The sequence below is a fragment of the Kitasatospora phosalacinea genome (assembly GCF_000717185.1).
In the GTDB taxonomy this organism is placed as follows: domain Bacteria; phylum Actinomycetota; class Actinomycetes; order Streptomycetales; family Streptomycetaceae; genus Kitasatospora; species Kitasatospora phosalacinea_A.
Map to the genome: position 1 here is coordinate 44,507 of NZ_JNYE01000028.1, position 23,318 is coordinate 67,824.

General features: G+C 71.9%; 24 protein-coding genes. 16 read left to right on the forward strand and 8 right to left on the reverse strand.

The features are described from left to right. Positions 1 to 18 precede the first annotated feature (18 nt). Positions 19 to 2,700, reverse strand: coding sequence for a hypothetical protein (locus OO57_RS14860; protein ID WP_033252910.1), 2,682 nt, complete (start codon positions 2,698 to 2,700; stop codon positions 19 to 21). Between the two features lie 167 nt (positions 2,701 to 2,867). On the opposite strand from OO57_RS14860, the gene OO57_RS14865 reads away from it, so the two are divergent. The 3 genes from OO57_RS14865 to OO57_RS14875 all read left to right on the forward strand — a co-directional run bounded on the left by OO57_RS14865 (position 2,868) and on the right by OO57_RS14875 (position 4,866). Continuing rightward, a complete protein-coding gene (locus tag OO57_RS14865; RefSeq protein WP_158715126.1) occupies positions 2,868 to 3,146 on the forward strand; it encodes a hypothetical protein in 279 nt (92 codons plus the stop codon). A 60-nt stretch (positions 3,147 to 3,206) separates the two neighbouring features. Then, entirely contained in the window at positions 3,207 to 3,452 is a 246-nt protein-coding gene (locus tag OO57_RS14870; RefSeq protein WP_033252911.1) for a hypothetical protein, read from the forward strand. A gap of 142 nt (positions 3,453 to 3,594) precedes the next feature. Next, the gene (locus OO57_RS14875) at positions 3,595 to 4,866 is read left to right on the forward strand and encodes a helix-turn-helix domain-containing protein (protein ID WP_033252942.1); all 1,272 of its coding nucleotides are present in this window, start codon (positions 3,595 to 3,597) and stop codon (positions 4,864 to 4,866) included. A gap of 69 nt (positions 4,867 to 4,935) precedes the next feature. On the opposite strand, the gene OO57_RS39455 is transcribed toward OO57_RS14875, so the two are convergent. From OO57_RS39455 to OO57_RS14890, 3 genes are read right to left on the reverse strand one after another with little or no spacing between them, the layout of a single operon-like run. Next, a complete protein-coding gene (locus OO57_RS39455; RefSeq protein WP_051777633.1) occupies positions 4,936 to 6,753 on the reverse strand; it encodes a zeta toxin family protein in 1,818 nt (605 codons plus the stop codon). Further along, entirely contained in the window at positions 6,754 to 7,146 is a 393-nt protein-coding gene (locus tag OO57_RS14885) for a hypothetical protein (protein WP_033252912.1), read from the reverse strand. Further along, a complete protein-coding gene (locus tag OO57_RS14890; protein ID WP_234337349.1) occupies positions 7,143 to 7,589 on the reverse strand; it encodes a hypothetical protein in 447 nt (148 codons plus the stop codon). The genes OO57_RS14885 and OO57_RS14890 overlap by 4 nt, the downstream gene beginning before the upstream one ends. A gap of 560 nt (positions 7,590 to 8,149) precedes the next feature. Here OO57_RS14890 and OO57_RS14895 point away from each other — a divergent pair. The 5 genes from OO57_RS14895 (at position 8,150) to OO57_RS14915 (ending at position 11,997) form a co-directional block, all read left to right on the forward strand. Further along, positions 8,150 to 8,512, forward strand: coding sequence for a hypothetical protein (locus OO57_RS14895; protein WP_033252913.1), 363 nt, complete (start codon positions 8,150 to 8,152; stop codon positions 8,510 to 8,512). Positions 8,513 to 9,312: 800 nt separating this feature from the next. Further along, positions 9,313 to 9,585 (forward strand): hypothetical protein, encoded by a 273-nt coding sequence (locus OO57_RS14900; protein WP_158715127.1) that lies wholly within the window; start codon positions 9,313 to 9,315, stop codon positions 9,583 to 9,585. Position 9,586: 1 nt separating this feature from the next. After that, positions 9,587 to 10,651: an RNA polymerase sigma factor gene (locus OO57_RS14905; protein ID WP_033252915.1), complete on the forward strand. Its 1,065-nt coding sequence runs from the start codon at positions 9,587 to 9,589 to the stop codon at positions 10,649 to 10,651. A gap of 171 nt (positions 10,652 to 10,822) precedes the next feature. Then, positions 10,823 to 11,098, forward strand: a complete 276-nt coding sequence (locus tag OO57_RS14910; protein WP_033252916.1) for a hypothetical protein — start codon at positions 10,823 to 10,825, stop codon at positions 11,096 to 11,098. A gap of 170 nt (positions 11,099 to 11,268) precedes the next feature. Beyond that, entirely contained in the window at positions 11,269 to 11,997 is a 729-nt protein-coding gene (locus OO57_RS14915) for a hypothetical protein (RefSeq protein ID WP_033252917.1), read from the forward strand. Between the two features lie 646 nt (positions 11,998 to 12,643). Here the strand turns inward: OO57_RS14915 and OO57_RS14920 are convergent. Further along, positions 12,644 to 12,985: a hypothetical protein gene (locus OO57_RS14920; RefSeq protein ID WP_033252918.1), complete on the reverse strand. Its 342-nt coding sequence runs from the start codon at positions 12,983 to 12,985 to the stop codon at positions 12,644 to 12,646. Between the two features lie 473 nt (positions 12,986 to 13,458). On the opposite strand from OO57_RS14920, the gene OO57_RS14925 reads away from it, so the two are divergent. The 3 genes from OO57_RS14925 (at position 13,459) to OO57_RS14930 (ending at position 14,886) form a co-directional block, all read left to right on the forward strand. Continuing rightward, the gene (locus tag OO57_RS14925) at positions 13,459 to 13,914 is read left to right on the forward strand and encodes a DUF4429 domain-containing protein (protein ID WP_033252919.1); all 456 of its coding nucleotides are present in this window, start codon (positions 13,459 to 13,461) and stop codon (positions 13,912 to 13,914) included. Positions 13,915 to 14,032: 118 nt separating this feature from the next. Next, the gene (locus OO57_RS43825) at positions 14,033 to 14,209 is read left to right on the forward strand and encodes a hypothetical protein (RefSeq protein WP_158715128.1); all 177 of its coding nucleotides are present in this window, start codon (positions 14,033 to 14,035) and stop codon (positions 14,207 to 14,209) included. A gap of 209 nt (positions 14,210 to 14,418) precedes the next feature. Continuing rightward, a complete protein-coding gene (locus tag OO57_RS14930) occupies positions 14,419 to 14,886 on the forward strand; it encodes a hypothetical protein (protein WP_033252920.1) in 468 nt (155 codons plus the stop codon). 92 nt (positions 14,887 to 14,978) lie between these two features. Here OO57_RS14930 and OO57_RS14935 read toward each other — a convergent pair whose 3' ends face one another. Then, on the reverse strand, positions 14,979 to 15,584 hold the full coding sequence (locus OO57_RS14935; RefSeq protein WP_033252921.1) for a hypothetical protein: 606 nt from the start codon (positions 15,582 to 15,584) through the stop codon (positions 14,979 to 14,981). Between the two features lie 95 nt (positions 15,585 to 15,679). Here OO57_RS14935 and OO57_RS14940 point away from each other — a divergent pair, with 95 nt between their 5' ends. The 4 genes from OO57_RS14940 (at position 15,680) to OO57_RS14955 (ending at position 18,888) form a co-directional block, all read left to right on the forward strand. Then, entirely contained in the window at positions 15,680 to 16,507 is an 828-nt protein-coding gene (locus tag OO57_RS14940; protein ID WP_033252922.1) for a PIN domain-containing protein, read from the forward strand. A gap of 143 nt (positions 16,508 to 16,650) precedes the next feature. Beyond that, positions 16,651 to 17,217, forward strand: a complete 567-nt coding sequence (locus OO57_RS39460) for a helix-turn-helix domain-containing protein (RefSeq protein WP_051777635.1) — start codon at positions 16,651 to 16,653, stop codon at positions 17,215 to 17,217. A gap of 174 nt (positions 17,218 to 17,391) precedes the next feature. After that, entirely contained in the window at positions 17,392 to 18,048 is a 657-nt protein-coding gene (locus tag OO57_RS14950; RefSeq protein ID WP_158715129.1) for a hypothetical protein, read from the forward strand. 66 nt (positions 18,049 to 18,114) lie between these two features. Beyond that, the gene (locus OO57_RS14955; RefSeq protein ID WP_033252924.1) at positions 18,115 to 18,888 is read left to right on the forward strand and encodes a hypothetical protein; all 774 of its coding nucleotides are present in this window, start codon (positions 18,115 to 18,117) and stop codon (positions 18,886 to 18,888) included. 79 nt (positions 18,889 to 18,967) lie between these two features. Here the strand turns inward: OO57_RS14955 and OO57_RS14960 are convergent, their stop codons facing one another. Further along, positions 18,968 to 19,699 carry a hypothetical protein gene (locus tag OO57_RS14960; RefSeq protein WP_033252925.1) on the reverse strand — a complete coding sequence of 244 codons (732 nt, stop codon included), beginning with the start codon at positions 19,697 to 19,699 and terminating at the stop codon, positions 18,968 to 18,970. A gap of 138 nt (positions 19,700 to 19,837) precedes the next feature. Between OO57_RS14960 and OO57_RS14965 the strand changes: the two genes are divergently transcribed. Then, positions 19,838 to 20,101, forward strand: a complete 264-nt coding sequence (locus OO57_RS14965; RefSeq protein ID WP_033252926.1) for a hypothetical protein — start codon at positions 19,838 to 19,840, stop codon at positions 20,099 to 20,101. A gap of 87 nt (positions 20,102 to 20,188) precedes the next feature. Here OO57_RS14965 and OO57_RS14970 read toward each other — a convergent pair whose 3' ends face one another. After that, entirely contained in the window at positions 20,189 to 22,729 is a 2,541-nt protein-coding gene (locus tag OO57_RS14970) for a DEAD/DEAH box helicase (RefSeq protein ID WP_158715130.1), read from the reverse strand. Positions 22,730 to 23,318: the final 589 nt, after the last annotated feature.

Consider the following 23,318-nt stretch of genomic DNA (forward strand, 5'->3'; position numbering starts at 1 on the left):
CGTCCCTCCCTCCCGCTGTCAGCGGCCGCTGCCCCGTTGCCGGCGCCGCGCGGTGACGAGGTCGTGCCAGCGTTCGCGGACGGTCTCCTCCGGGGCGAGCCAGTGTGTGCGGGAGGGGCGGGGCAGGGGGCGGCCGGCCATGAAGTGGGCGATGTCGAGGTAGTAGGCGAAGTCGCCGCCAGCGGTGGCCTGGTCGAGGCGGTTCAAGGTGGCGGTCAGCTCGTCCTGGTCGTCGCGGGCGGCGTGGTGGAAGGCGAGCGCGGTTTCCAGCAGGGGGATGAGCCACGGGAGGCCGGCGACGTCGATCTGGGTGCGCAGGACGGCGGCGCGATCGTTGATGTCGCGGCCGGTGCTGCCGGCGTCGGCGATCAGGGCGGCGACGTGGACGTGGAGCACGGTGGCGCGCTGGTCGAGCGGCTCCAGGTACTGGCGGGCCAGGGCGATCTCCTCGGCGGCCCGGGCCGGGTCGGTGAAGGCGGTGACGACGGCGAGGCGGGTCTGGGCGATGGCCCGCTCGCCGGGTGCCGCGTGCTGTTCGGCTTCGGCCCGCCCGTCCAGCAGGGCCTGGGTGGCCGCGGCGAAGTCGCCTTGCGGCCACAGGATGTCGCCGCGCACCCGGTGGCGGCGGCTCTTCCAGGTCAAGGTGGAGGCGGCGGCGAGAGCGGCGGGGAAGTCGCCGGCGATGCGGGCGAGGTTGGCGATCCCGCGCTGGGCCTGGCTGGCGAGACGGCCGCCCGCTGCGGCGACCTGCTGCATGCCGTGAAGGGAGGCCGCGGTGCGGCCGAGGTCCTTGTCGGCCTTGGCGAGGTAGTAGCGGGCGAGCTGGGTGAGTTCGTCGGAGAGCAGGCCGCCCTCCAGGACGGTGGCCAGGCGGCGGGCGGTGTGGGCGCGGTGTTCGTGCTGGCGCCGGCTGATGGCGGTCAGCAGGTCGGTCAGGGCGTCGGCGGGCGTATCGGCCCCTTCGCCCGCGGCGGCGTCCCGGGCCCGGGCGGGGGGTGCGATCGGCTCCCACACGGAGTCGTCGGTGTAGGCGAAGGCGGCGTCGGTGAGCCAGCCGAGGTCGTCGAGGCAGTGGTCGCGGGCCAGCCGCAGGCCCTGGCGCAGGCAGGCCACCAGCCAGGCCCGGTCCTGGGCGGGGGTGTGGGTGTGGCGCCACTGCTCGCCGAGGGCGGTCAGCGCGCGCACCGCGGCCCGGTGCCAGTCGGCGTCGGTCCAGCGGTCGGGGGTGTGGGTGTCGTCGGTGCGCAGGGCGGCGCGGATGGCGCCGTGCAGGTGGTAGGGCCAGATCGCGTAGGGGTCTTCGCTGATCATGGGCCGCTCCACGAGCCGGCGGGCAGGCGCCTGGTGTGTGAGGCCTGCGGCCTGGGTGGCGAGGTCGACGTCGAAGGCGTCCAGCAGGGAGGCGGAGCGCAGGACGTGGCGTTCGTCGGGGGTGAGGTCGGACAGGGTGCGGGCGATCAACGCGGGGAAGGTGTGGTCGAAGTCAGCCGGTGCGGGGGTGCGGTGGGTGCGCCGGATCTCCAGGAAGCGGGCGACGGCCAGGTCCAGGTGCAGGGGAAGGCCGTGCGAGCGCTCGGTGATGATGGCGCGGATTTCCGCGGGGATGAGCGGGGCGCCGTCGCGGGTCAGGCGGCTGGCGAGGTAGTGGTCGCAGTCGGCGGGGGAGAAGTCGCCGAGCAGGTGCTGCCGGGCGCCGCCCGCCGTTTGGGCCGGCTGCTGCCCGCGCGGTGCGAGGTGGGGCCAGGCAAGCGGGCCGGTATGGTCGAGCTCCCCTTCCAGGGCGTTCTCGCCCCAAGCGAGCCGGTTGCGGCCGGCGATGACGAAGAAGCAGTTCGGCATCAGCCACACCAGGCGCTGCAGCAGCCGTTCCAGGTCGCGGTGCCGGTCGGCGGTGTCCTCGAAGGTGTCCAGCAGGACGACGGGCACCAGCGCCTTCTTCGCGGGCAGGCGGCTGATCTCCCACGCCAGCAGGTGCGGGTAGTAGGAGAGCGCCTCGAGGTCGGGCTCGGCTTCCAGCAGGGCCGCGGTGCGAGCGGCTCCGGCCAGGGCGCGCGCCTGTTCGCGGCGCTCGCGCAGCGCGGTGACCAGAGCGGTGGCGACCTGCCCGGCGGCCGAGCCGACCAGGCCGGGCAGCTGCAGGGCCCCGGCGATCTGGCCGACCGCCTCGCCGAGCTGGCCGGGCAGCAACTGCCCGACCTTGCCCATCAGCCCGGTGCGGCGGATGTACTCCTCCAGCGGCTCGCCGGGGTGCTGGGCATCCCAGTATCGGCGCAGCGCCAAGTCGAAGCCGGGCATCGGCAGGCCGACGGCGCCGGCGAGGGCGAGGCGGATGGTTAGGACGACCCGCTCGAAGTCGGAGCCGGTGCTTGCGGAGCGGGACAGGTCGATGCGTACCGGCAGCAGCCGCTCGCCCGCTCCGAGGCCGGTGCCCCACTGCCGGGGCCGCTGGTCGGCGGCGGCGAGGGAGGCTTCGAGCTTGCGCAGCAGGGTGGTCTTCCCGACGCCGCCGACACCGTGGAAGGCGATCACGTTGGTGCGGGGCGCCTCCAGGTCCTCGACGTCGAAGCCGGGAGCGGCGACGGCGCGCAGGTGTTCTTCGACAGCTGTGGCCACCAGGGTCCACTGCTGCTGGCGGTTGGTGAACGCCTCGGCGCTGTCGACCGGGTCGTTGGAGCTGAACAGCGTGCGAAGGTCGGCCACGGAAGTCCCCCCAGGACATGTCACTTGAGGCCAATTTAGGTGATGGACCAGGTCAAGGGGCAGGATCGGGCGGAAAGGGCCGGGAAGGGGCCACTGACTGGGCCCGCCCGGGCGGTCGGTGGCCCCTCCCCCGGCGGAACCGTTCGAAGCTCTTGAGGTGGTTCGCCGTGCACACTCCCCCACCCGGATCGTCATCGTCCCCCGAAGACGGCGGCTCTCACGTCGAGGACGCCCAGGAGGCGATCGGCGCCGTCGTCGCCTGGTACAGCCGTCGACTCATGGAGGCGCGGCGTGCCGGCGACCAACAGCGCTTGGAAGAGCTGACCGAGCTGCTTCAGGCGTGCGCTGAGGACCGGCGCCGCTTGGTCGACGCGGCGCCCGAGGAGCTTGAGCGCGTGTCGGCGCAGTACGCCGAGCGTCTGAGGAAGATGGAGAGCGGCAGTTGAATCATGAGCAGCGCGGATCATCGGAGCGCCTCATCATGAGGAGGGGAAGGGAAAAGAATCATGGAGCTCATCACGGAGTACACCCACCCATGTCCAGCCTGCGACGACAGTGGCGAGCAGGCCGACGCGATCTGGACCAACTTCCGTAGGAAGCCGTACCCCACCAACCTGGGCGCGGGCCGCGTTGGCAGCGGATACGACCGGCTGGCCGACTACGTATGCACCGTGAATCCGCAGCATCACGAGACTGGTGTCACCCTGCACTGGTACACACCGGAAGTCGGCTGGGAGGCGTTTGGCCTCTGACCAGCCGACAGCTCCATTGCGGTAGCGGAATCTGCCAGTCTCTTTCACGGGTGGGGCCAGCCGCCGGTCGTGACTCTGTTCGGCCATCATGGGATTACCCGCCGGGACAGTCTTCGGCCGGGCAGGGGAGGAGCCGATGGTGATGGCCTCAGAGCAGGCGAGTGTGGACGACCTGGCGGAGATGGTGCGCAGGTGCGAGGACGTCCGCGCGCGGCTGGTCCTGGTGACTGACGCAGAGGGGCCGTGGCGGCTCCACCACGGAGAAGTACTCCTTGACGCTCCTGATCTCGACACCGGCGAGGAGGAGACCTGGCTGTACCCGACGGCGGCGTTCGTCGCTCGGAGGCTGCGGGGCCGGGTGGTGGCGGACCTACTGCAGGGCAAGCCCATGAAGATCGATCGCTTCCAAGTGGTCGCTGACCAGCAGTCGGTTCATGTGTCCGCCGATGACCTCCGGGGGAACCAGGCCTGGGCAGGGAGGACGACGCCCTGGCCCCGGACCGAGTGGACGATCCGCAGGGACTCCGCCAGCTATCGCAACCACGGCGTGCTGGTCGGAGACGCCTCACACCCTTCCTTCCTGACCTTCGAGCAGGCCGTCAGTTCCTTTCTCTATCGGCTCCCCTACGACAGCCGGACATCTGTCGACCAGCTCTGGCGCGTCCTTCAGCCCCGGCGGGGCGCCTGGTTCCGGAAGGTCACCGTTGCCGCGGACCGGCTCACCGTGGACCTTGAAGGCTACGACCTGGACGACGTTGTTCTGGAACTGAGCGAGCCCGGCCGTTCCCGGCGATTCCCGGTCGCGGGCGCCGATTCCTACGAATTCGAGCTGCCCGAGGGACTTCAGGCCGAGAGCCTGCTGATCGCACACCGCCACGGCAAATGGCTCGACATGCGGCACTTTCCTGCCACACCGCTCGGCAGCGCCCGCGACACCTCGGTCGTTTGGGAGCAGCCCGAACTGGAACTGGAACTGCTCCTCGCAGACGGGGAGGGCCCCCGGTTTGAGTGCAAGGCAAAGATCCCGGAGAGCACCCCCCGCGCCCGGAGGCCGGTGCTCAAGACCGTGGCGGCGTTCGCGTCGCAGCCCGGGGGCGGCACCATCGTGTTCGGCATCGAGGACAGCAGCCTGGAGATCGTCGGATTGACGGAGGATCAAAGTGTCGACGAGCAGAAGCGCAGTATCGGAGACATGATCCGCAAGAATCTGGAGCCCGCGCCGGCCTGTCACCCCCGGGTCCTCCAGCACCCGTACAAGCGAATCATCGCGGTCGACGTACCCGGCGGCACCCAGCCGTGCGCCCTCCGGGACGGCGAGCGACTGGAGTTCTACGTTCGCCGCGGTTCCAGCAGCATCCTCGCGAGCTACCGAGAGATCGCGGAAGGGTTCAGTTCGTACCCAGGCACCAGCTGACGCGACCAGCGGGCACCTTCTCCGGCCGACCGAGCTGGTGAGCTCCCGCTGACGCGAACCCTGGCGCCTTCAGCGGGTGGGGACGGGCAGAGCCGCAGCCGCAGCCGCAGCCGGAGCCGCCAGGCGGAGGGACCGCAGGGTGTCGGGCATGAGCGGCAGGGCCTGGGCGCCGATGGCGACCAGGTCGTCGCGGTAGTGCGGCATCGCGGCGTGCAGGGCGCGCTGGACGGCCCAGAACCGGTGTGCCTCCTCATGGGTGTAGAGGCGGGCCTGCTCGGCGAGGAGAGCCGGCGCTGCTGCCGGGTGCTGCGGCAGCAGGCGGGTGGGCTGACTGCGGTACAGGGCAGTGCCGTCGCGCCGCATGACGGTCACCTGGTCGACAGCGGCCCGCTCCTCGGCGGCCGCGACGACGTCGGCGAGGACGTGAAAGTGGGTGTCGTGGCCGGCCGCGGTGGTGAACCGGGCGGGCAGGCCCCGCTCGCTGGCGCGGGCATAGCGGTGGGCGGTGCCCTGACGGGAGTCGGCCGCGCGCACGGCCAGCACCAGCAACTCCACGCGGTACCCGGCCTTTCGGTAGGCCTGCGCATCGGTGGTGAACCGGTCGGCGCCGGTCGGGGTGGTCTCGATGACGAGGTTGCCGCGCCGCCCGCGCACCCAGGCCTCAGCTCTCGCCTGCCAGGCCCGGTAGTCCGTGCGGATCTTCTCCGAGGCCCGGCGCGGATCGGTGCGCAGCAGCTGGAGGTAGTCCGGGTGTAGGACCTTGAAGTCGTCACCGGACAGGTGGACCGGCTTGTTCAGAGACCGGTGGACCAACTGGGCGGCCCTCGTCTTGCCAGCGCCGGGTTGCCCGGCGACGAACACGACGACGGGCCGGTCCTGGGCGGTGACCGGCTCCAGCATGGTCGGTACGACGAGCGCATCGAAAACGAAGTCATGCTCATCCGTTGAGAGCCGGTGGTAGTCCACACCTGGCGGCTGGCGCAGCGGCTGGGCGGTGCGGCGCACCGGTTCGGCCAGCGCTGCGGCCCGTTCGGCGTCGCGCCCGGCTGCCAGCGCCCAGTCCGCCGGGATCCGGGGGTCGTACACGCGCCGCTCGCACGCGGCCAGCTCCCGGCGGAACCGGCCGGTCTCGGCCGCGTCCCACGGGCGGGTGCGCTCGGTCAGCACGGCCTGGGCGGCGCGCGGCGGGCGGATCCATCGCCCGGCCACGTCGAGCTCGTTGGCGTACACGCTCTCCAACGCCGTTTCGGTGCCGCGCCGCACGACGAACACCCGGTCGGCCAGGTGACCGGCCTCCACCGCGGCGAGCGCCGTCACCAGCGCGGCGGCGCAAGCATCGTGGTTGTCCCACCCGACGAACCGGGCCCGCCCCTCGACAGCCAGGCGCAGGTAGCGGTCCAGCACGCCGAGCTGGCTGAGAGCCTCCGGCACGGCCAGCGCCACGATCTCGACGCGGTAGCCGGCCTGCCGGTACGCGGCGACCTCGGCTAGGAAGTCCTCGGGACGGCCCAGCGCCGCCTCCACCACCGCGTCCAGCCGATCCCGCCGCAGCCGCTCCTCCAGGCCAGCCTGCCACCCGTAAGTGTCCGTGCGCACCCGGACCCCGGCGGTGCGCACGTCCTCGGCGAGGAACCGCGGGTAATCGGGATGGACGGCCTTGTAGGCGTCGCGGTCCACCCGCACCGCACCGCCCCGGTGGGCGAGTGCCGCGTGAACCAGATCCACGACGAGCGTCTTGCCGCTGCCAGCCTGCCCGGCCACGAACACCACCACCGGCCGCTCCTGCGGCACCGCCGCGCGCAGTACGGCGGGAAGGATCTCCTCGGCGAGGATGCGCGCACCGTCTTCGGCAAGAAGCTGGTCTCCCGGTCCGTCTGCGAGTGGCACCTACGGCTCCAAGCGGGGGTCGTCGATGTCGACGGTGACGACACCGGGCGGGTACAGCTCCTGGCGAGCCGTCAGGATCAGGTGCTGCATCGGACGCGCCGGGGTCGGCAGGCTCGCCGCGATGGCGTGGGCCAGATCCGGCCCTCCGTAGCCGTCTCGGACCATGGACGCCACCACCACGGCTGTGCCTGCGTCCAGCGCCTCGAACTCGAGCGAGGGCAGCGCCAGGACCGCGTGCGCGGCACCCTCATCCTTGATCTCCGCCTCGACCAGGCACAGCACCGGGACCAGCAGGTGCTGGAACGGACTGTGCAGCGCGGCGTCCACGATCCGGTGCACCCGCTCATGACCGGCGGCGAGCGCCGCCAAGGCGCTCGAATCCAGAATGATCACGCGCTGCGCCTGGGGGCGAGCTTGGCGCGGGTATCGGCCGCGGCAATGTCGTAGACCCGCTGCAGCAGGTCCGGACCCCGGTCCAATTCCGGGTCCGTGAGGGTCATTCCGAAGTGCTCCCGCAGCAGCCGACGGCCCTCGGCGACGCGCTCGGCGATCTGCTCCGTGGTGGGCTGCTGATCCACCAGCAGGGCCACCTGGGCGCCGATCGTGGTGCCGCGGGCCGCCGCGAGAGCGGCCAGCCGGTCACGCGTGTCAGGGGAAACCTTGATCGTCGCATCAGCCATATCGCGATCGTACACCGCTGGTACACCAGCGGTGTACGGCTGCTCGCCGAGGACGTCGCCCTGGTCAAGCTCGACGCCGCCGACACCACCGAAGCGCTCTGGCTGCCCCCTGCCGCCCTGCTCGGTACGCACCTGTACCCAGACGTCGGCGAGCACCTGGTCGACGCCGTCACCATCCAGGCCGTGTCTGCAGCCGCCGTCCCGATGCTGCTGGAGGCGATGACGGGTGCCACCTTTTGCTGGCGCTGATCGCCTGCGCGCTGTCGGCCCGTGGTGCCACGTTGGCCCGAAGGACGAGTACGACGAGCAACTGCTGCGTACCCCGTCTTCTGCCACCCGATTGCAACCTCGAAACAGAAAAGCCGCAGGTCAGAGCGCATATGCGAGGTGCGGGGAGGTCGCGGGATGTGGTTTCATGGGTAGCGGTGGGGGCGCCTCGCGGGCTCCGCTTCCAACTTGCTTTCGCGGGTCGAACGTTGCACGCACGGTTGGACGTCGGAGATGCCCGAGTGGAATCCGGCCAAGGCTTCGAGGACGAGGGGGCGTCATACGACGCGGTGCCGTCGACCGTCCGATACGGCCGTGCACCTGCCGATCCGCGGTTGTTGGCACTGGCTGGCCAAACACCTTCGCGCGGAAGTGTCTTGACCTGCCACCCGGCCGATGAACAGTACGACCGCACCGCGAACCAACCGTCCGCGTCCCAAGGAGAACCGATGACCATCACAATCACGCAGGCCGACCTGGACGCTGTTCTCGACGCCAACCCGCTTCTGAACGCCAACGGCTATGGCAAGCCCAACGGCTACAGCTACGACACCGCAGCCGGGCGCGAGCAACTGCGAGGCCTGCTCGAAGAGGTTCAGCACTGCGTCAAGTACCTGCACTCCCAGGCGTGGCAGAGCCGCCTGTCGTCCCGCTCCCTGAACAGCTACAACCTGAAGCATCTCGCCGAGAACTGGGGTGACTTCGGCTATGTGTGCAACGGCGCGATGATTGCCGCGGCTCTCATCGTCGGCATCCGGATCCGCCTGGACTCCTTGAATCCCACGATTGGCATCGCGAGCAAGAATCGCTGACCCGAACGATCTTCGACCCCCGCTGCTGGTGAGATGACGGGGGTGTGCGCGCTCTGTCCCCGCCGCGCCCGCTGCCGCCCTTGAGCCGCGACCCCGTTACCCCGGATCGACCCGCGCCGTCGGTCTGGGTCCAGAGCAGTCCACCGGCCAGCACGCCCACGGCCCGGGTGCCGGGCTGCTGCTCGGCCACGATCGCGTTGAAGGCCTCAGCGCTGGGCACCGCCCCGATCTCTTCCTGCTGCGTCTGTCTGGGCAGCAGGGGTCGGCCGGCCCTCCGCCGGGCAGGTGCTGGCGCAGGAGATGGATAGCGCGGGCGTGGTATGCAGGCCCCGGTGGTGAAGGACGGCCCCCGATATCTCGACCGTCCTTCACCACCTTCTACCTGCCGCGCGCGGTCCTGCGAATCTTGATCCTCCCCAGATCAGACCGTGCGCGAGCCGCCTGACGGCGGCACCGTCCTTCCTGCCTGGAGGCGTTCAGGACGGTTTTTGCAGTGGGAACCGGCGTGGGTAACTTTGGCCGAGTCGCGCGCCGCTTCCCTGTTTCTCCCTCACCGCGTCCCTCCGTTCCGAGCGAGGGTCGCGACACCCTTCAAGACGGGGCAGGCATTAAGAGGCGTTAAGACCCGGGCGTGTGGAAAACGTCACGTTCCGCTTGCGCTGGCGAAGGCCAAACTGCCTGCACAAGAAGGTAGATGATGGTTCATCAGCTCCTGGCGACGGATGGGGTTCTTGGCCGAGTCGCGAAGTCGCCAGGAGCCCATCCTGTCCCTCGCCGTACCGCACATGGAGGAGCTGGCCATGAGCCACTTCTTGCTGCACTTCCTTCTGCTCGGCCTGCCCGGGCTGGTAGTCGCCGCCGCCCTGGGCGTCATGGTCCGTCGTACCGTCAAGCGCCGTGGGCGCCTGGTTGTGCGCGCCGACCTCGTCATCGTCGGCACCGTCGTGATCGCCGTCGTCGCGATCCTCGGCTACGGCCTCCACTGGGGCCCGGACGGCATCGCCGCCGTGGTCGCCGGTGCCGCCGTCTGGCTGGCCCCGTTCGTCGTCCGCGACTCCCGCGACGGAGCCTGAGATGGTGACCGACGCGAACGGTATCGCCGCCCGCCGTGCCGGGGCCACCCTCGGCACGGCGGTGCCCGCCGCCCTCCGGCCCCCTACCGAGCCGGGCAGCCGCCAGCTCCGGCTCCACACCGGCACCGAGTACAGCGCAGATGCCGAGTCGAATCCCGCCGCCGGGTCCGTCGTCACCAGCACGCTGGTGACGGGCCAGCCAACCGGCTTCACCGTCACCGAGGAATTCGCCCGGGAGGCTATGGTGGCCGGCGTCCGCGCCGCCGCGGCCAAGACCGGCGACCGGAACCTGGCCCAGGACCTCACGCAGAACGCGCTCATGCGGATGCTGCACAGGAGCGAGCGGCTCGGCTTCATCACCTCGCCCATGGCCTACTTCCACAAGGTGCTCAGCACCGAGATCGCCGACCACTACCGCACCCGCGAATTGGAACGGCCGATCGGCGACTTCCAGAGCCTGGAGCTGCTGCTCCCCTCGGTCGGCGACGGCGCCGAGGAGCTTGTCGCCGGGGATCGCATCGAGGAGGTGCTGGAGATGATCGCCCGCATCAGTGGCGAGAACGCCATGGAGCTGGTCAAGATGAGGTTCGTTGACGACCTGACGTTCCATCAAATTGCTGAGAAGCTCGGCTACACCGCTGTTACGGTCGCCGCGAGGCTGCGAAGGATCAGGGGCCAGTTGAGCCTCCGCGAGCAGTGGGTCTCGGACCTGGCGCCCGTCGACCGCCAGCGCCCGGCGGCCGATATCCGGGTCCGGGCGGGCACGCCCTCACGCACGTCTGTTCCCCTGACCGACCCGGCCGCCGAGCAGATCCGCCTCTACGACGAGCGGCAGCGCGAGTTGCTCGACCGGCAGATAGCGAAGCTATCCGGCCGACAGCGCGCCGTTATCGACCTCGCCCGCATCGGGACCACGCCCGCCCAGTGCGCCGCGCAGCTCGGCATCACCCCGAACAACGCCCGGGTCACCCTGTACACGGCGCGCAAGCTCCTGCGCGAACGCATGAACATTCCCGCCGACAGGCTCGACCACCTCCTGCGGCGCCCGCTGAAGAACGCCGCCTGACCACGCCGCCCAAGAGGCCGCCACCGAGTCACCGGTGGCGGCCTCCCTCGTCTTCGATGCTCGTTGCCGTTGCGCCGGCGCTGCTGGCACTGCTGGCGCCGATGACGGACGTCACCTTCCGGTGGCGCTGATCGCCTGCGGGCTGTCGGTCGGCGGTGCCACGCTGGCCCGATGGACGAGCACAACAAGCAACTGCGCGGCCGCCGGGTCTACGGCGCAGAACCCGGCGAGGATCCCGGTCCCGAGCCGGGACACGAGTACCGCGAGCTGGTGGGCGGACCCCTGGACGGCCAACTGGTCGACGTCACCGGCTGGGACGCCGACATGCTGGAGTGCGGGGCCGCGCTGATCGCACCGCTGGGCCACTACGGCGCCGGAGGCCGCGCCCACTACGAGCCGCGCCCCGACGACCCGCACCTGTGGGACTGGGAAGGCGACACCGCGTAGCCCGGCCCGTCGGCCGCGCCGACCGCTCCGTGTCCCGTCCTGCCCCCAGCTCGTTGAACCGGCGGCACCGTCTCCGGGACCGGAGACGAGGAGTGCCGCAGTGCTGCTCCTGTCGCCGCTTGGGCGACAGAGGGCCGGGAGCCGCCAGTAGGCGGCGCGGGAGGAAGAGCATGCCCGACAAGAGCGAGAGCACCGCCGACGCGGAGACCGGGCGGGGGCGGTCGCCGGTCCGGGAGGCGGCCGCGGCGCTGGTGTCCGCGCACCGGCTGCTGGGCCGCGAGTTCGGCGCCCTGGCCGACGAGGAGCAGCGGACCGCGACCTCGTCGAAGGACCGGGCGGCGACACTGCGCCGCAAGAAGCACCTGCTGCGGGATGTCTCCCGCCACCTGGCCGGCGCGGTCAGCGGGGCCGCGGTGCTCGTGGGCCTGCAAGAGCTCGGTGCCGACGGCCAGTATCCCGAGGACGCGGACGGCAAGCCGCGCACCGAGCTGACCAACCTGGAGGCCCAGGACAGCGACGCCTACAGCTGGCCGATGGAGAGCCTGGCCAAGGCCATCGACGCGCTGCGCCAGGTCTACGTCCCCACCGTCAAGAACCCCGACCTCGCCCACCCCGAGGACCGGCAGGCCATGGCCGAGGTGGTCGCCCACCTGCGCACCGCGCACGACGTGCTGACCGCCGTGATGGACGAGGACGAGGACGAGACCGCCTGCCTCAACGGCATGCTGGCCGAGCTGGAGTCCACCTGCGCCCCACTGCCCGTCCCGCAGGTGGACCTGGTGGACCTGAGCGACGAGGACGTCATCGCCCGCGTCCTGGCCGACCCGCGCCTGGCCGCCCGGACCGGCCGGGCACTGCGCCAGCAGCGGCAGACACCGGTGGGCGGCGCGGCAAGCTGACCAGCAGCCAAGGCCGAAGCGGTGCGCGCCGCAGGCAACGGGGAGCGGCGCACACCACCCCGGTCCTCTCCCAGCCGCCCGGCCCGCGGCCGCCGCTCCGGTGCTGTTGGCCGCGATGACGGACGCCACCTTCCGGTGGTGCTGAGCACCCGCGCCCCAACGGCCCGCGCCGGTCGGCTGGGAGGGCGGTTCGGCATAGCGGGGCTACCTGGCCTGCAGCCGGATCCGCGGATTGCGTCCGAGGTGCTGACAGGATCCCGGATCAGGGCTACGGTCGCGTGCACACGATCCGCCAGTACAGGAGGAGGACCCGTGGCAGGAGACGACAGCACCTGGGGCGGGGCAGCCCCTGCAGGCGACACCTACTGGGGCAACTGACCGTGCCCGCCGATATCCACCGGGGCGGCCTCCGACCCGACGCCGGTCGCAACTGACCACCCACTGCCGGCTCCGCCGCGACGGGACTCCCACACAGCCCGCCGCTGCGGAGCGGCCAGCCGAGCAGCAGTCGGCCGCGCCGCCCGGGCGCAGCACCACCCCCACGGTGCTGCGCCCGGGCGTGAGCAGGCCGTGCTGGCGGCCACACGTCCGGCCGGGCCCGGGCCGGGCCCGTCGGTGCGGCCCCGGCAGCCGTGCCGGGGCCGGTTCAAGGCCGGTCGGGACCGCGGTCCTGCCCCGGGGGCAGGACTCCGTCGAAGAGCCGCTCGAGGAGGTCGTCGCGTCCCTGTTCCTCCTTCAGCCGGGCGTAGCTGCCCAGAGCCACGGTGAGCGGCGCCAGCAGCGAGCGGTCGGTGACTGCGTCGGCGAACGGAGTCCCGGAGGGGAAGAGCCGCTCGGCGTCCGGGTCCTGCAAGCGCAGCCGGGCGAGGTTGGCGTCCTGGACGACAGCGGCCCGGTGGTCGGCCAGCAGCTGCTGCGCCTGGGCGACCAGCAGCTCGGCCTCCCAGGAGAGCCTGCGGGAGGCGGGCGGGTCGGGCGGTTCGGACACGGCAGCGCCTTTCCGACGGTCGGCTCCCTGCACACGTCCATTGCAGCAGCGCCGTCCCCGGCCCGCATGCGGCGGCAGCTACCAGGGATCGCCGGAGGGCCTACGGCCGGGCGGTCGGGGGGAAGCACGCGCAGCCGTCGAGGCCGAGGGGCCGGAAGCGGCCCCGGTCGGGGTGGTGGCGGCTCGGGGCCGCGCGCCGGTGGGGCAGCCGAGGGCGAGGCGGCCGGCCCCCTCCTGGTCGCGGGCGCCGGTGGTGGCGCCGGTTTCTGCGGCTGGCGGGAGTTGTCGCGGGCAAGGTCGTGGCGGCCGTGCTGTGGAAGGCGATCACCGGCGAGGACGGCGACGACGCCCTCTGACGGGCGGCCGGACACACGGCTGACGCCCGTGCCGCGGTGCCCGCCGTCCCGGGCCGCAGTCGTACCGGCAGAGCGCGGCAGGGTGCGGGAGCTGGAGGGCCTGCCGATCCTGGATTCATGATCGAAGCCAAGGGAAACACGGGCCAGGTCACGTTCGACGGCGAGTACGTCACCATCACCCGCAAGGGGTTCCGGGCGCGGATGACGGTCGGCAAGGGCGAGAAGAGGATCCACGTCTCGCAGATCACGGCCGTCCAGTGGAAGCCGCCCGGCATGCTGGTGAGCGGCTTCATCCAGTTCACCGTGCCGGGCGGCATCGAGCGCCGGTCCGGGTTCGGCAGCCAGACGGGCAGCGCGGCCGAGGACGAGAACAGCGTGCTCTTCCTGAAGAACCAGGCCCCCGCGTTCGAGGAGCTCCGGGAAGCCGTCGACGAAGCGATCGCCCGCCAGCACCGCCCGGCGTCCTCGGACTCACTGGCCGACGAACTCGCCAAACTCCAGCACCTCGCAGACGCCGGGGCGCTGTCCGCCCAGGAGTACGACGCCGCCAAGGCCCGGATCCTGGGCACCTAGGAGACCGGACCAGCCCCGGTCCCGCCGCGCCCGGATGGTGGGACCGGGGAGGACGGCAGGCCGCAAACGACCGGGCCGGACGGGGGTAGTTCGCCGACGGTAGGTCACACTGGTCCCCATGAGCCCCGACCGCCGCCCCCTGGGGCTGGCCTTCTCCGAGCCCGCCGTCGACCAGGCCCTCCCGGCCGGCGAGCGACCCATCCCGCTGCCCGCCGAACGCTCGCCGTTCCTGGAGCCGGACACCGACACCACCGCCCCGCCCACGGCTCGGCGCACACCCGCCCAGCGGGCCTGAACCCTGCTCCTACCGCCCCCGGGGCAGCAGAAGCTGGTGCGCGCCGCAGGCAATGGGTGGCGGCGCGCACCAACCTGATCCTCTCCCATCCGCCCGGCCCGCTTCGACGGGCCCCGGCGAGTTGGTCGCCGAGGGCCGCTCCGGTGAACCCGTCCCGGACACGGACCCCGACCGCCGCGCCACGGCTGGCCCGCGGATACCCTCCCGAAGTGACCCCCGCTGAACTGCAGAACACCCTCATCAGCCTGCTGCCCACGGCCGTGCCCGGCATCGAGAGCGCCGAGCCCTGGCCCGCCCGCCCGTACGGCCTGGCGGTCACCGCGAAGGACGCCGGCACCGTGTTCTGGATGCTCACCGGCGCCTCCAACACAGCCCCGGCCGCCGCCGACGGCGAGCAACTGGCCGAGCAGCCTGCGCCCGATCTGCCCGGCGGTGGGAAGGCCCAGGTCGCCGAGATCGAGCAGGCCCTGCTGACCGCGCTGGCCGCCAGCCCGGACAAGGACACCGTCGTCCGCGCCGAGCGCTACAGCACCCGCGAGACCCCGCCCGGCTTCCGGTACGGCGTCACCGTCGACTGCCGCGACGGATGGCGACTGTTCGCCACGTGCGTAGGCACCGCCCGCAGGAACGAGCGCCTCGCCGACCACCGGCACTACAAGCCCGACGAGACGGTGTAGACCGGGGCCAGCCAAACGGACCGGAGAAGGCGTGCGCCGCAAGCAGCGGGGCCGTGCGCGCCGCAGCGATCCCCTCCCGGCCGCCCGGCCGGCTACATCGTGGGGACGGGAAGTTCGACGACGACGATCCAGGGCCGGTGCTCCCCGTACTCGCACACCGCGTGCAGCCGCAACGGCAGGTCCTTGTTGCGCTCCCGCCAGTCCGGGAGCTGGTACCAGGACGGGGCCGCGGTGGCGTCGATGGCGCGGACGACCGGCTCCCCGCGTTCGACCTTCTCCAGGACGCTCTCGCGCCCGGGGGCCCGGACGCCGTCGACGACGGGCTGCAGGCGCACCGGGCCCCAGATCACGGCCGCGGCCTCGGCCGGGTCGATGCCGGGCGTGCGGGGAATGTGGTCGACACCGGCCTCGTCGCGGACGGTCAAGGTGATGCGGTCGAGCCGGTCCAGGCCGGCCGGTCCGGTCAGCTCGACCTCCAGCCGCCAGTGATCGGCACCCTTGGGGACGAGGCGGAAGTCCAACTCGGGGGTGAGCTCGCGGTGCCAGCGGTCCCGCTCGATCCGGGCGACCTCCTCGGCGGTACGCGCGGAAGCCTGGGCCGCCCACTTGGCCTGCAAGGTCGCCCACACCGACAGGCCCAGCGCGGCCACCGTGGCGAGGGCGGCGACACCCGCCCAGAACGTCTCGTCGATCTCCATGCCGGAAGGTACCAGCCACCGCCGACGCCGCGGCAGGTCCCGGCCAGGCCGGAAACCGGGGGCGAGTACGGAGGCGGCTGTGCCAGCATCCCCGCATGAGACTCAAGACCGGCACGACGTTCGACGCCGCCCAGGACATCCTGGAGCAGGAACTCACCCGCTGGCGCAGCGTGCTGGACTGGAACCAGGGCCGCGGTGACCACATGATGCGCTGGAGGCGCTACAACGAGCTGGTCAACGACTCGCCGACCCGCCTCGGCGTCCTCACCGAGCCGGACCTGGCCCTCGGCATCTACACCCGCACCGGCCTGTACGAACTCCTCATCCGCTCCGGCGGCGACCCAGCCTTCACGGGCATGCTCCACCTGGAGGTCGAGCGGCAGGTCGAGGCGATGCAGGACGCCCTGACCCGGCTCGAAGCCCTGCGCACCTACATCGAGCACCCCGGCCTGCCCGTCCTCTACGACACCAACATGCTCAACCACTGGGCACAGCCCAGCGACGTGCCCTGGCGCAAGGTCCTCAAGGACCAGGGCGTAGAGGTGAATCTGGTGCGCCTGGTGGTCCCGCTGCGGGTGATCGACGAACTCGACAGGCAGAAGGACGGCGGCGGCGACCTCGGCAGGAAGGCCGGCACCGCGATCCGCTTCCTCGAACGCACCCTCGGCACCGTCGTCCCCGGTACCCCCGTCTCCCTCCGTCCCGACGAAGCCACCCTCGAAGTGTGGCCCGGCGACGACTACCGCGGTCTCGACACCGACCTCGCCATCCTGCGCTGCGCCGCCGACTTCGCCGCCCTCCGCCCCGACGGCGACGTCTACGTCCTGACCAACGACACCGGCATGCACCTGCGCGCCCGCCAGCAGAACCTCGCCACGTTGCGCCTGCCCGACGAGTACAAGAAGGGCGCCACCAGCGGCTGATCCGGCTGGGTGGGGGTGAACGAACCCTGGGCCACCACGGGCACCCGAGGGTTCGTTCACCCCTGAACGAACCTTCGGGTGTTCGACGGGGTGAGGGCTTGTTCAGGGTGAACGAACGCCCCGACAGCGGGTAGGACCAGGGTATGAGCGAGACCAGCTACGGCTTCGACGCGGCCAGGCTCCGCGCCGCCCGCAGCGCCGCGGGCACCTCGGTGGCCCGGATCGCCAAGGCGGCCGGGGTGAGCGAGCGCGCGGTGTCCTTCTACCTCGCCGGCACCCGCGCCCCGCGCCCTGCGATCCTGCCCCGCCTGGCCGCCGCCGTCCATGCCACCCCGGCCGACCTGTGCGCCGTCGAGCACGAGACGCTCGCGCACCTGCGGATCTACACCGGCCGCACCCGCGCCCAGATGGCCCGCACCCTCGGCATGGCCGAGGAGACCTACCGGCACCTGGAGACCACCGGCGAGCGCGGCCGACTCGCCCGCTCCCGCTACGACGACCGCGAAGAGCGCTGGATCCCCTGGCAGGAATGGGCCGCACCCCTGTTTGCCGCCACGGCGCAGCGCCTGGACGCCGCTGAACAGCACACCCGCGAACAGCACCGCGCCGAGCGGGAGCGCCGCTGGCAGCACCTGCAGCAGACCGCCCCCGACTTCGCTGCCCGCATCGAGGAGCTCGGCCGCATCGGACGGGCCCTGCGGGAGCGGTGACCCGGCCAGCCGGCTACTCCCCTTTCAAGAAGACGGCCGGCTGCACCACCGGCCGCCCGCGCCCTACCACCCCGCCCCGGCACGGCACAGGAGATCGGCCGCCAACCGGTGCCGTTCGAGGGATTCCCGCCGACTCGCGCCCGCGCCTGCCGCCGGGCTGCGAGCATGGCCGCCATGACGGACATGCGACTCGATGCCCCCGAACTCCCCGCACTGATCGCCATCCAGCAGCGCACCGGCCTGGCCGACGAGATGTGGCGCGAGATCGCCCCGCTGCTCGCCGAAGAAGGCATCACCGAAGACACCGACCCGACCGACCTGCCCACCTTGCAGGCCGCCCTGGACCGCGCCGTCGCCCGCTACAACACCTCGCTGTTCACCCCCACCGGCGCCGCCCGCGGCCGCGCCGCCGAACTGCTGCGCCAGGTCGTCGCCTCCGTCGCGGCCGACGAGACCGCGCACGCCGCCCGGCTGATCGACTCCCTCGGTCCCGATCCCACCGCCGAGCAGCCGGTCACCACCTCGCACGCCGCAGGGCTGGCCATGCTCCTGCTCGACGCCTGGTCCACCGGCCCCGCGGGCGTCCCGGCCGGGCTGCTCGCGGCCACAGCCCTGCCCGCCGGCCACTGGCGGGGCGAACGCGCCGCCACCGACATCCTCGCCCTCGCCCGCAAAGGCCGCGCCCACCGCTCAACCCAGAAGCTCATCGTCCAGCACGGCGGCTACCACGTCACCGACGGAGCCGCGCTCGCCCTGGCCGCCGCCGTCCTCACCTGGGCCCAACGCACCAGCACCCCGCCCGCCGACATCGCCCAGGCGCAGATCGGCTGACCGGCCACCTGCCCTGCGCCCAACGCGAGGACCACCCACCCACATCCGACGAGGGGGAACCACCAGGTGAACGCCATCACCGAGGCCCTGTACCCGCTGCACGAACTCGCCATCGACCTGGCGGCCGAGGACATCGAGAACGGGGCCAGCCAGTCCAGCGATTTCGAGAGCTTCGGCGCGGTCCGCTTCAACCTGCTCGAAGCCCACCAGCACCTGCGCCGTGCCCAGGCGCAGGGGGTGCAGCCCGGCTACCACGGCGACGCCGAGCTGCGCCTGGCCCAGCAGGAGGCCCAGGACACCGTCACGCTCGCCGAACTGATCCGCGACTTCAACGAGGTGACACGCCTTCGGCTGCGCATGATCGCCTCCGGCAGCCTGGACCTCCCGCAGAGCGAAGCCGGGGCCCTGGACGCGGCCGCCACGGCGATCAACATCCTGGTCCGCGACATCCTGTGCTACCTCGGCCTCGAAGTCACCGGCGTCACCGGCGGGAGCGACGGCAGCTACCCGGCCGGGGAGATGCTCCGCAACGCCCAGGCGGCTCTGGCACCCCTGGTGGACCGCCCCCGCGCCCTGGCAGCGAGCGCCGCATCGCTGGAAGGCTGGCGCCAGGACCTGACCGTCGCGCACCGCGCCCTGACCCGGCCGCACAAGCCCGCCGGCTACGACACCTCCGTGCACGTCCGGGCCTGGATCCTGGAGAACCAGGGCAACGCCCGCGCCCCGCTGACCCAGGGGCGGATCGCCGCCGGAGCCGAAGTCCAGAGCTGGGAGGTCAGCCGGGACCTGGGCAAGCTCAGCGCCACCTACTCCCCCGAGATCGGCTGGCACATCGGCTGATGACCAGCAAGCAGGCCCGGTACGAAGGCAGCCGCCGCGAAGCGGCGGACTGCGACGTGCGCCCCAGCACCAACACGGCTCAGAAGATCGGGTCGGGGCCGCCCGGGGCGATGAACCTCGCGCCCACGTTGTCGTTCGGGTTGAGGTAGACCAGCGCGGTGAACCACGCCTCCGCCGCCTTCGCATCGCGGCGGCGCAGCAGGTCCGCGTACGCGAACAGCACGCGGTGCGCGGGCCGGTTGTCGAGCTCGCTGTAGAGCAGCACGTCGGTAAACGGGAACGGCAGAGACTGCTGGAGCACGCACACCCCGGCCCGCGCCCACTCCAGCGCCGCGTCCAGGTCCTCCGGGTCGACGTCGCCCAGGCCGTCCTCGTCGTCCCCGAAGCCGTCGTCCTCGCGCAGGCCCGCCAGCGCGTAGGCGATCGTGGCGTAGGCGTCCAGGTCCCGCGGGTGCAGCACCCGGTCCCCGATCGTCACCGCGCCCTGCTCGTAGGCCGCGTCGTACGCCTCGCTGCTCTCCTCGTCCGGGCTCCAGACCCGCTCCATCCGCCAGGACTGACGAGGCGGCAGCTTCGCGATCCGCCGCTCCAGCTTGGAGAGCTTGTCGCCGGCCGCCTTCCGGTCGGCGTAGAACTCGGCGGAGTCGAACTCGTTGTACTCCGGGTCCTGGATCCAGGCCAGCAGCGGCCGGTCCAGCGCGGCCAGCGCCTCGGCCGCCAGGCCGACGGGCGCCAGCCACGGCATCGTGCCCTCCAGGCTCGCCGCCACGCTCTTCGGGTCCTGGCCCACGCTCATCTCGGTCATCACCATGCCGCCAGTCTCCCGAGCCCCGGCACGGCGGGTACCGGGAACGGGCGGATCTCGGCGAACTCCTGCGGGCGAGCGCCTCCCTGTGCTTCCGCGAGCCCAGGGGCGTGTCCAGGCCCGCGGGCGGGTCGTTGGACTGCTGTGCCACAGCGACCCAGCGAACCGCCCTACTCGGCCCTGTACGCCCTCTTCCGCGACTCCCAGGTAGTCAACCGGGAGAGCTTCACCATCGCCACCGTCGACCCGGAGACCGGCGCCCGCACCGGCTCGGTCCGGGGCGAGGAGTTCGCCCACCAGATCCTGGAGATGCTCGACCTGTGCGGCGTGCAGGACGGCACCTGCCCTCGAGAGCCCTGCATCGAGCGCTTCCAGGCCCACCAGGCCGACGACGGCGACGACTGGTAGCCGGCCCCGCCCCGCACCACGCACAAGAGGCCGCCACCCCGCAGGGTGACGGCCTCCAGCCCTTCCACGACGCCCCGGCGGCCCGGCCTACCAGGCCACGCCCAGCGCCTCCAACTGCCCGAGCTGCTCCGCGCTCAGCTTGTCCCGGCGGGCCTTCTGGTTGTTGACCCAGGTGCCCAGCGACAGCCCCTCCTCGGTCTTGTGGGTGCGCGGCACCCGGGCGTGGCCCTCACGCTCCACGAAAGCCGCCAGCGCCGCCAGCCCGGCGGCGAACCGGTCGGTGCGCGACACCTTCGGCTTCGCCGCGGCCGCCGCCCGCGCCGCCGCCAGCTCCTGGTCCTCCTCGATGCCGAGCGCCGCCAGCAGGTCCTGCTGCTCCTGGTCGAGCTCGGCGAAGCCGGACCGCTGCGCCCGCACCCACCGCCCCAGCGGCTCGCCCTCGAACTCCCTCTCCACCGAAAGGCCGGCCCAGTCGACCCGGCCGTCCGACTCCAGCCACCACTGCCGCGCGGTCGCGTACGAGCGCTGCCAGGTGACCGGCCAGCGCGGGCACCACCACGGGTCGATCTCCTCCAGCGCCGCCTTGCGCTCGGGGGCCAGCGCCCCCGGCTCGCCCTCGGGGACCTCGGCCGCGGCCCGAAGGCCGGCCAGCCAGCCGCCGATCGCGTACCCGCCGATCGACGCCCGCGCCGGTGCGGCCAGCGAGCCGCCGTGCTCCTTCGCCCACAGCCGCGCCCAGTCCAGCCCGGTGTCGAAGCGCGCGTCGGAGACGGACCAGATCATGTCCAGGTCGTCCAACATCTTGACGCGGTGTCGCGCCAGTTCGCCGTTCGCGAATTCAACCCGGCGCTGCGTGAGCCATTCACCGAGCCGGAAGACTCCGTTCTCGCCGACCCGCGCGGAATACGGCACGTCGAGATTCCCGTTCTCCGCGTGCCACCGCCGCGCGTGCCCCAGGCCCTCGCGCCAGAGCTGGTTCTCACCCGTCAGCACCCGCGCCTGGATGAACAGCGCCAGCACGTCCTCGTCGACCTTGCTCTGGAACCGCACCGGCAGCGAGAACCCGCCCGCCGCCGACCCGTCGCCCTCACCCTCACCCGGTGCCATCTGCGCCTCAGCGCTGCGCCCGGTGGTCCGCTTGCCGGACTTCTGGGGCACGGCCAGGGCCTCGACCACCCGGGCGTCGTGCGACCGGATGGCACTGAGGATCTTGACCAGCGGGCCGTAGGAGTCCGATTCGAGAATGTCCCCGGGCTCCTCACCCGGCTTGAGGAAAACCGGTACGATCAGGCTCGCGGTCTTTCCCTCGTTCGGCTTGATCCGCAGCGCCCGGCCGATCGCCTGGACGATATCGACCATGCTGCCCCTGCCCTGGAGCATCACCGCGTCTGCATTCGGGATATCGACCCCTTCGCCGACGACCTTGCAATTCGACAGCACGGCGTGCGCCAGTCCCTCGTCCTCCTCGGCCGTTCCGAAGTCGCCGATGGTCTCCTTGCGGAAATCCACCTCGTGCTCACCGGAAAGCCACTGCGCCCAAAACTCCTCCGGATACTTGGCCGGGTTTTCGGTGTGCAGCCGGTCCACGGTCTGGTTCAGCGTCTCGGAGAAATAGCGGGCCTCGATCGTGCGGTTGTGGAAGGTGATGGTGCGCCGCAGCTTCCGCTCCACGATCACCTTCACCAGGGCGGCCTGGATCGCGGCGATCTGCTCGGCCGGCACCAGGTCCTCCTCGCCGTTCTCGTCCTCGCCGACGCCCGGTCCCCACGGCACCGGCTGGCGCTTGGCTGCCGCCGGGTCCGCGCCCGGGTCGCGCAGCTCCAGCACGACCACCTCGAACGGGGCCAACAGCTTGCGGTCGATGGCCTCCGCCAGGCCCAGGGAGACCACCTGCGGCCCGTAGATGCTCTGGTCGTCCATGGAGCACGCCATCTCCTCCGGGAGCGGCTGATCGGCCCCCTCGCGCCGCCGAACCCCCGGCTTCGGCGGGGCCCACACGCGCGGCGTCGCCGTCATGTAGCACCTGCGGAGGGCCGGGATCGCGCCGTTGTCGTGGACCACGGCCCAGGACTTCTCGATGTGTCCGGAGGAGCGGTGCGCCTCGTCGCAGACCATCAGGTCCAGCGGGGGCAGCAGCCGGCCCCGATCGGCGGCGTACTCGTAGGCGTCCTCGACCGCGCCCACCGAGGCGTAGGTGGCGAACAGGGTCAGCGGCTGCCGACGGCGGTTGGCCGAGGCGATCCACTCCGCGATCTGCCGCCCGCTGGTGCTCGCCATCACGCTCAGCGGCAGCTCCCGGCGGACCAGCGAGCACACCGCGTGCATCTCCCCGGCCCGGCCGCCACGCCGCCACTCGCCCATCATCTGCAGCAGCAGGTCCAGCGTGGGCACCACGACCAGGACCACGCCGCGGGGCGCCAGCTTCTGGCCGGCCGCAGCACCCACGTACGTCTTGCCCGAGCCGGTGGCCATCTGCGCGGTCACCCGCAGCCCGTTCGGCGCGCTCTGCCCCGGACGGAGCGTCAGGCCCCGCACGATCGCCTCCAGCGCCTCCACCTGGTGCGCGAACAGCCGCACCTCCCCGGGCTCCTGTGGCAGGTCCGGTACCTGGAAAGTCTCCACGCTCACAGAAAGGTTCTCCCCTCGAATTCCCCAGGCCGGACCCGGGATCTGACAGGAACTACAGACGATGCTCTGTTGATACATTCACCGGCCGGGCCGAGAGGCGGCGACGGACGGAATCCGGGCCCACATCTGACCCACTTTCAGAACTCTAGCAGTGCGGCCCGACAAAATCCGGGGAATCCCGAAACTGCCCGGTCCGGACCCTCGATCCGGCAGGTTCCTCCGACAGTCACCTACTGATACACTCGTCTCGTTGCCCACCCTCCCAGGGTAGCGCACCCCGTCCCCGCCGGAGCCGAAACACTGGTCTGGACCACGGTCTAGACCACTCAAGTGGGAGCATCGCCGACCCGCACGCACCCCCGACGCCCACCCCTCCCCCCTAGTCAGCCTATTGTGAGGTGAATCAAACACGCAGGTCAGCGAGTTGATCGAGCCTCAACCGCCGGGGCCGTCGGAGCGAAGCGGAGCGGCCTGCCCGAGCGCGGAGCGCCGGGCCCCCCGGGCGGAGCCCGGGGGCGGACACGCGGAGCGGGTCCGCCGGCCCCCAGGATGGGGGCCGCGCACGAAGGGCCGAAGGCCCGTAGGGACC

Coding starts and splice junctions, on each gene's coding strand:
- OO57_RS14870 (WP_033252911.1), top strand. CDS start 3,207: ATGGAGCTCATCACGGAGTACACCCACCCATGTCCAGCCTGCGACGAC.
- OO57_RS14875 (WP_033252942.1), top strand. CDS start 3,595: ATGGCCTCAGAGCAGGCGAGTGTGGACGACCTGGCGGAGATGGTGCGC.
- OO57_RS14895 (WP_033252913.1), top strand. CDS start 8,150: ATGACCATCACAATCACGCAGGCCGACCTGGACGCTGTTCTCGACGCC.
- OO57_RS14900 (WP_158715127.1), top strand. CDS start 9,313: ATGAGCCACTTCTTGCTGCACTTCCTTCTGCTCGGCCTGCCCGGGCTG.
- OO57_RS14905 (WP_033252915.1), top strand. CDS start 9,587: ATGGTGACCGACGCGAACGGTATCGCCGCCCGCCGTGCCGGGGCCACC.
- OO57_RS14910 (WP_033252916.1), top strand. CDS start 10,823: ATGGACGAGCACAACAAGCAACTGCGCGGCCGCCGGGTCTACGGCGCA.
- OO57_RS14915 (WP_033252917.1), top strand. CDS start 11,269: ATGCCCGACAAGAGCGAGAGCACCGCCGACGCGGAGACCGGGCGGGGG.
- OO57_RS14925 (WP_033252919.1), top strand. CDS start 13,459: ATGATCGAAGCCAAGGGAAACACGGGCCAGGTCACGTTCGACGGCGAG.
- OO57_RS43825 (WP_158715128.1), top strand. CDS start 14,033: ATGAGCCCCGACCGCCGCCCCCTGGGGCTGGCCTTCTCCGAGCCCGCC.
- OO57_RS14935 (WP_033252921.1), bottom strand. CDS start 15,584: ATGGAGATCGACGAGACGTTCTGGGCGGGTGTCGCCGCCCTCGCCACG.
- OO57_RS14940 (WP_033252922.1), top strand. CDS start 15,680: ATGAGACTCAAGACCGGCACGACGTTCGACGCCGCCCAGGACATCCTG.
- OO57_RS39460 (WP_051777635.1), top strand. CDS start 16,651: ATGAGCGAGACCAGCTACGGCTTCGACGCGGCCAGGCTCCGCGCCGCC.
- OO57_RS14950 (WP_158715129.1), top strand. CDS start 17,392: ATGACGGACATGCGACTCGATGCCCCCGAACTCCCCGCACTGATCGCC.
- OO57_RS14960 (WP_033252925.1), bottom strand. CDS start 19,699: ATGGTGATGACCGAGATGAGCGTGGGCCAGGACCCGAAGAGCGTGGCG.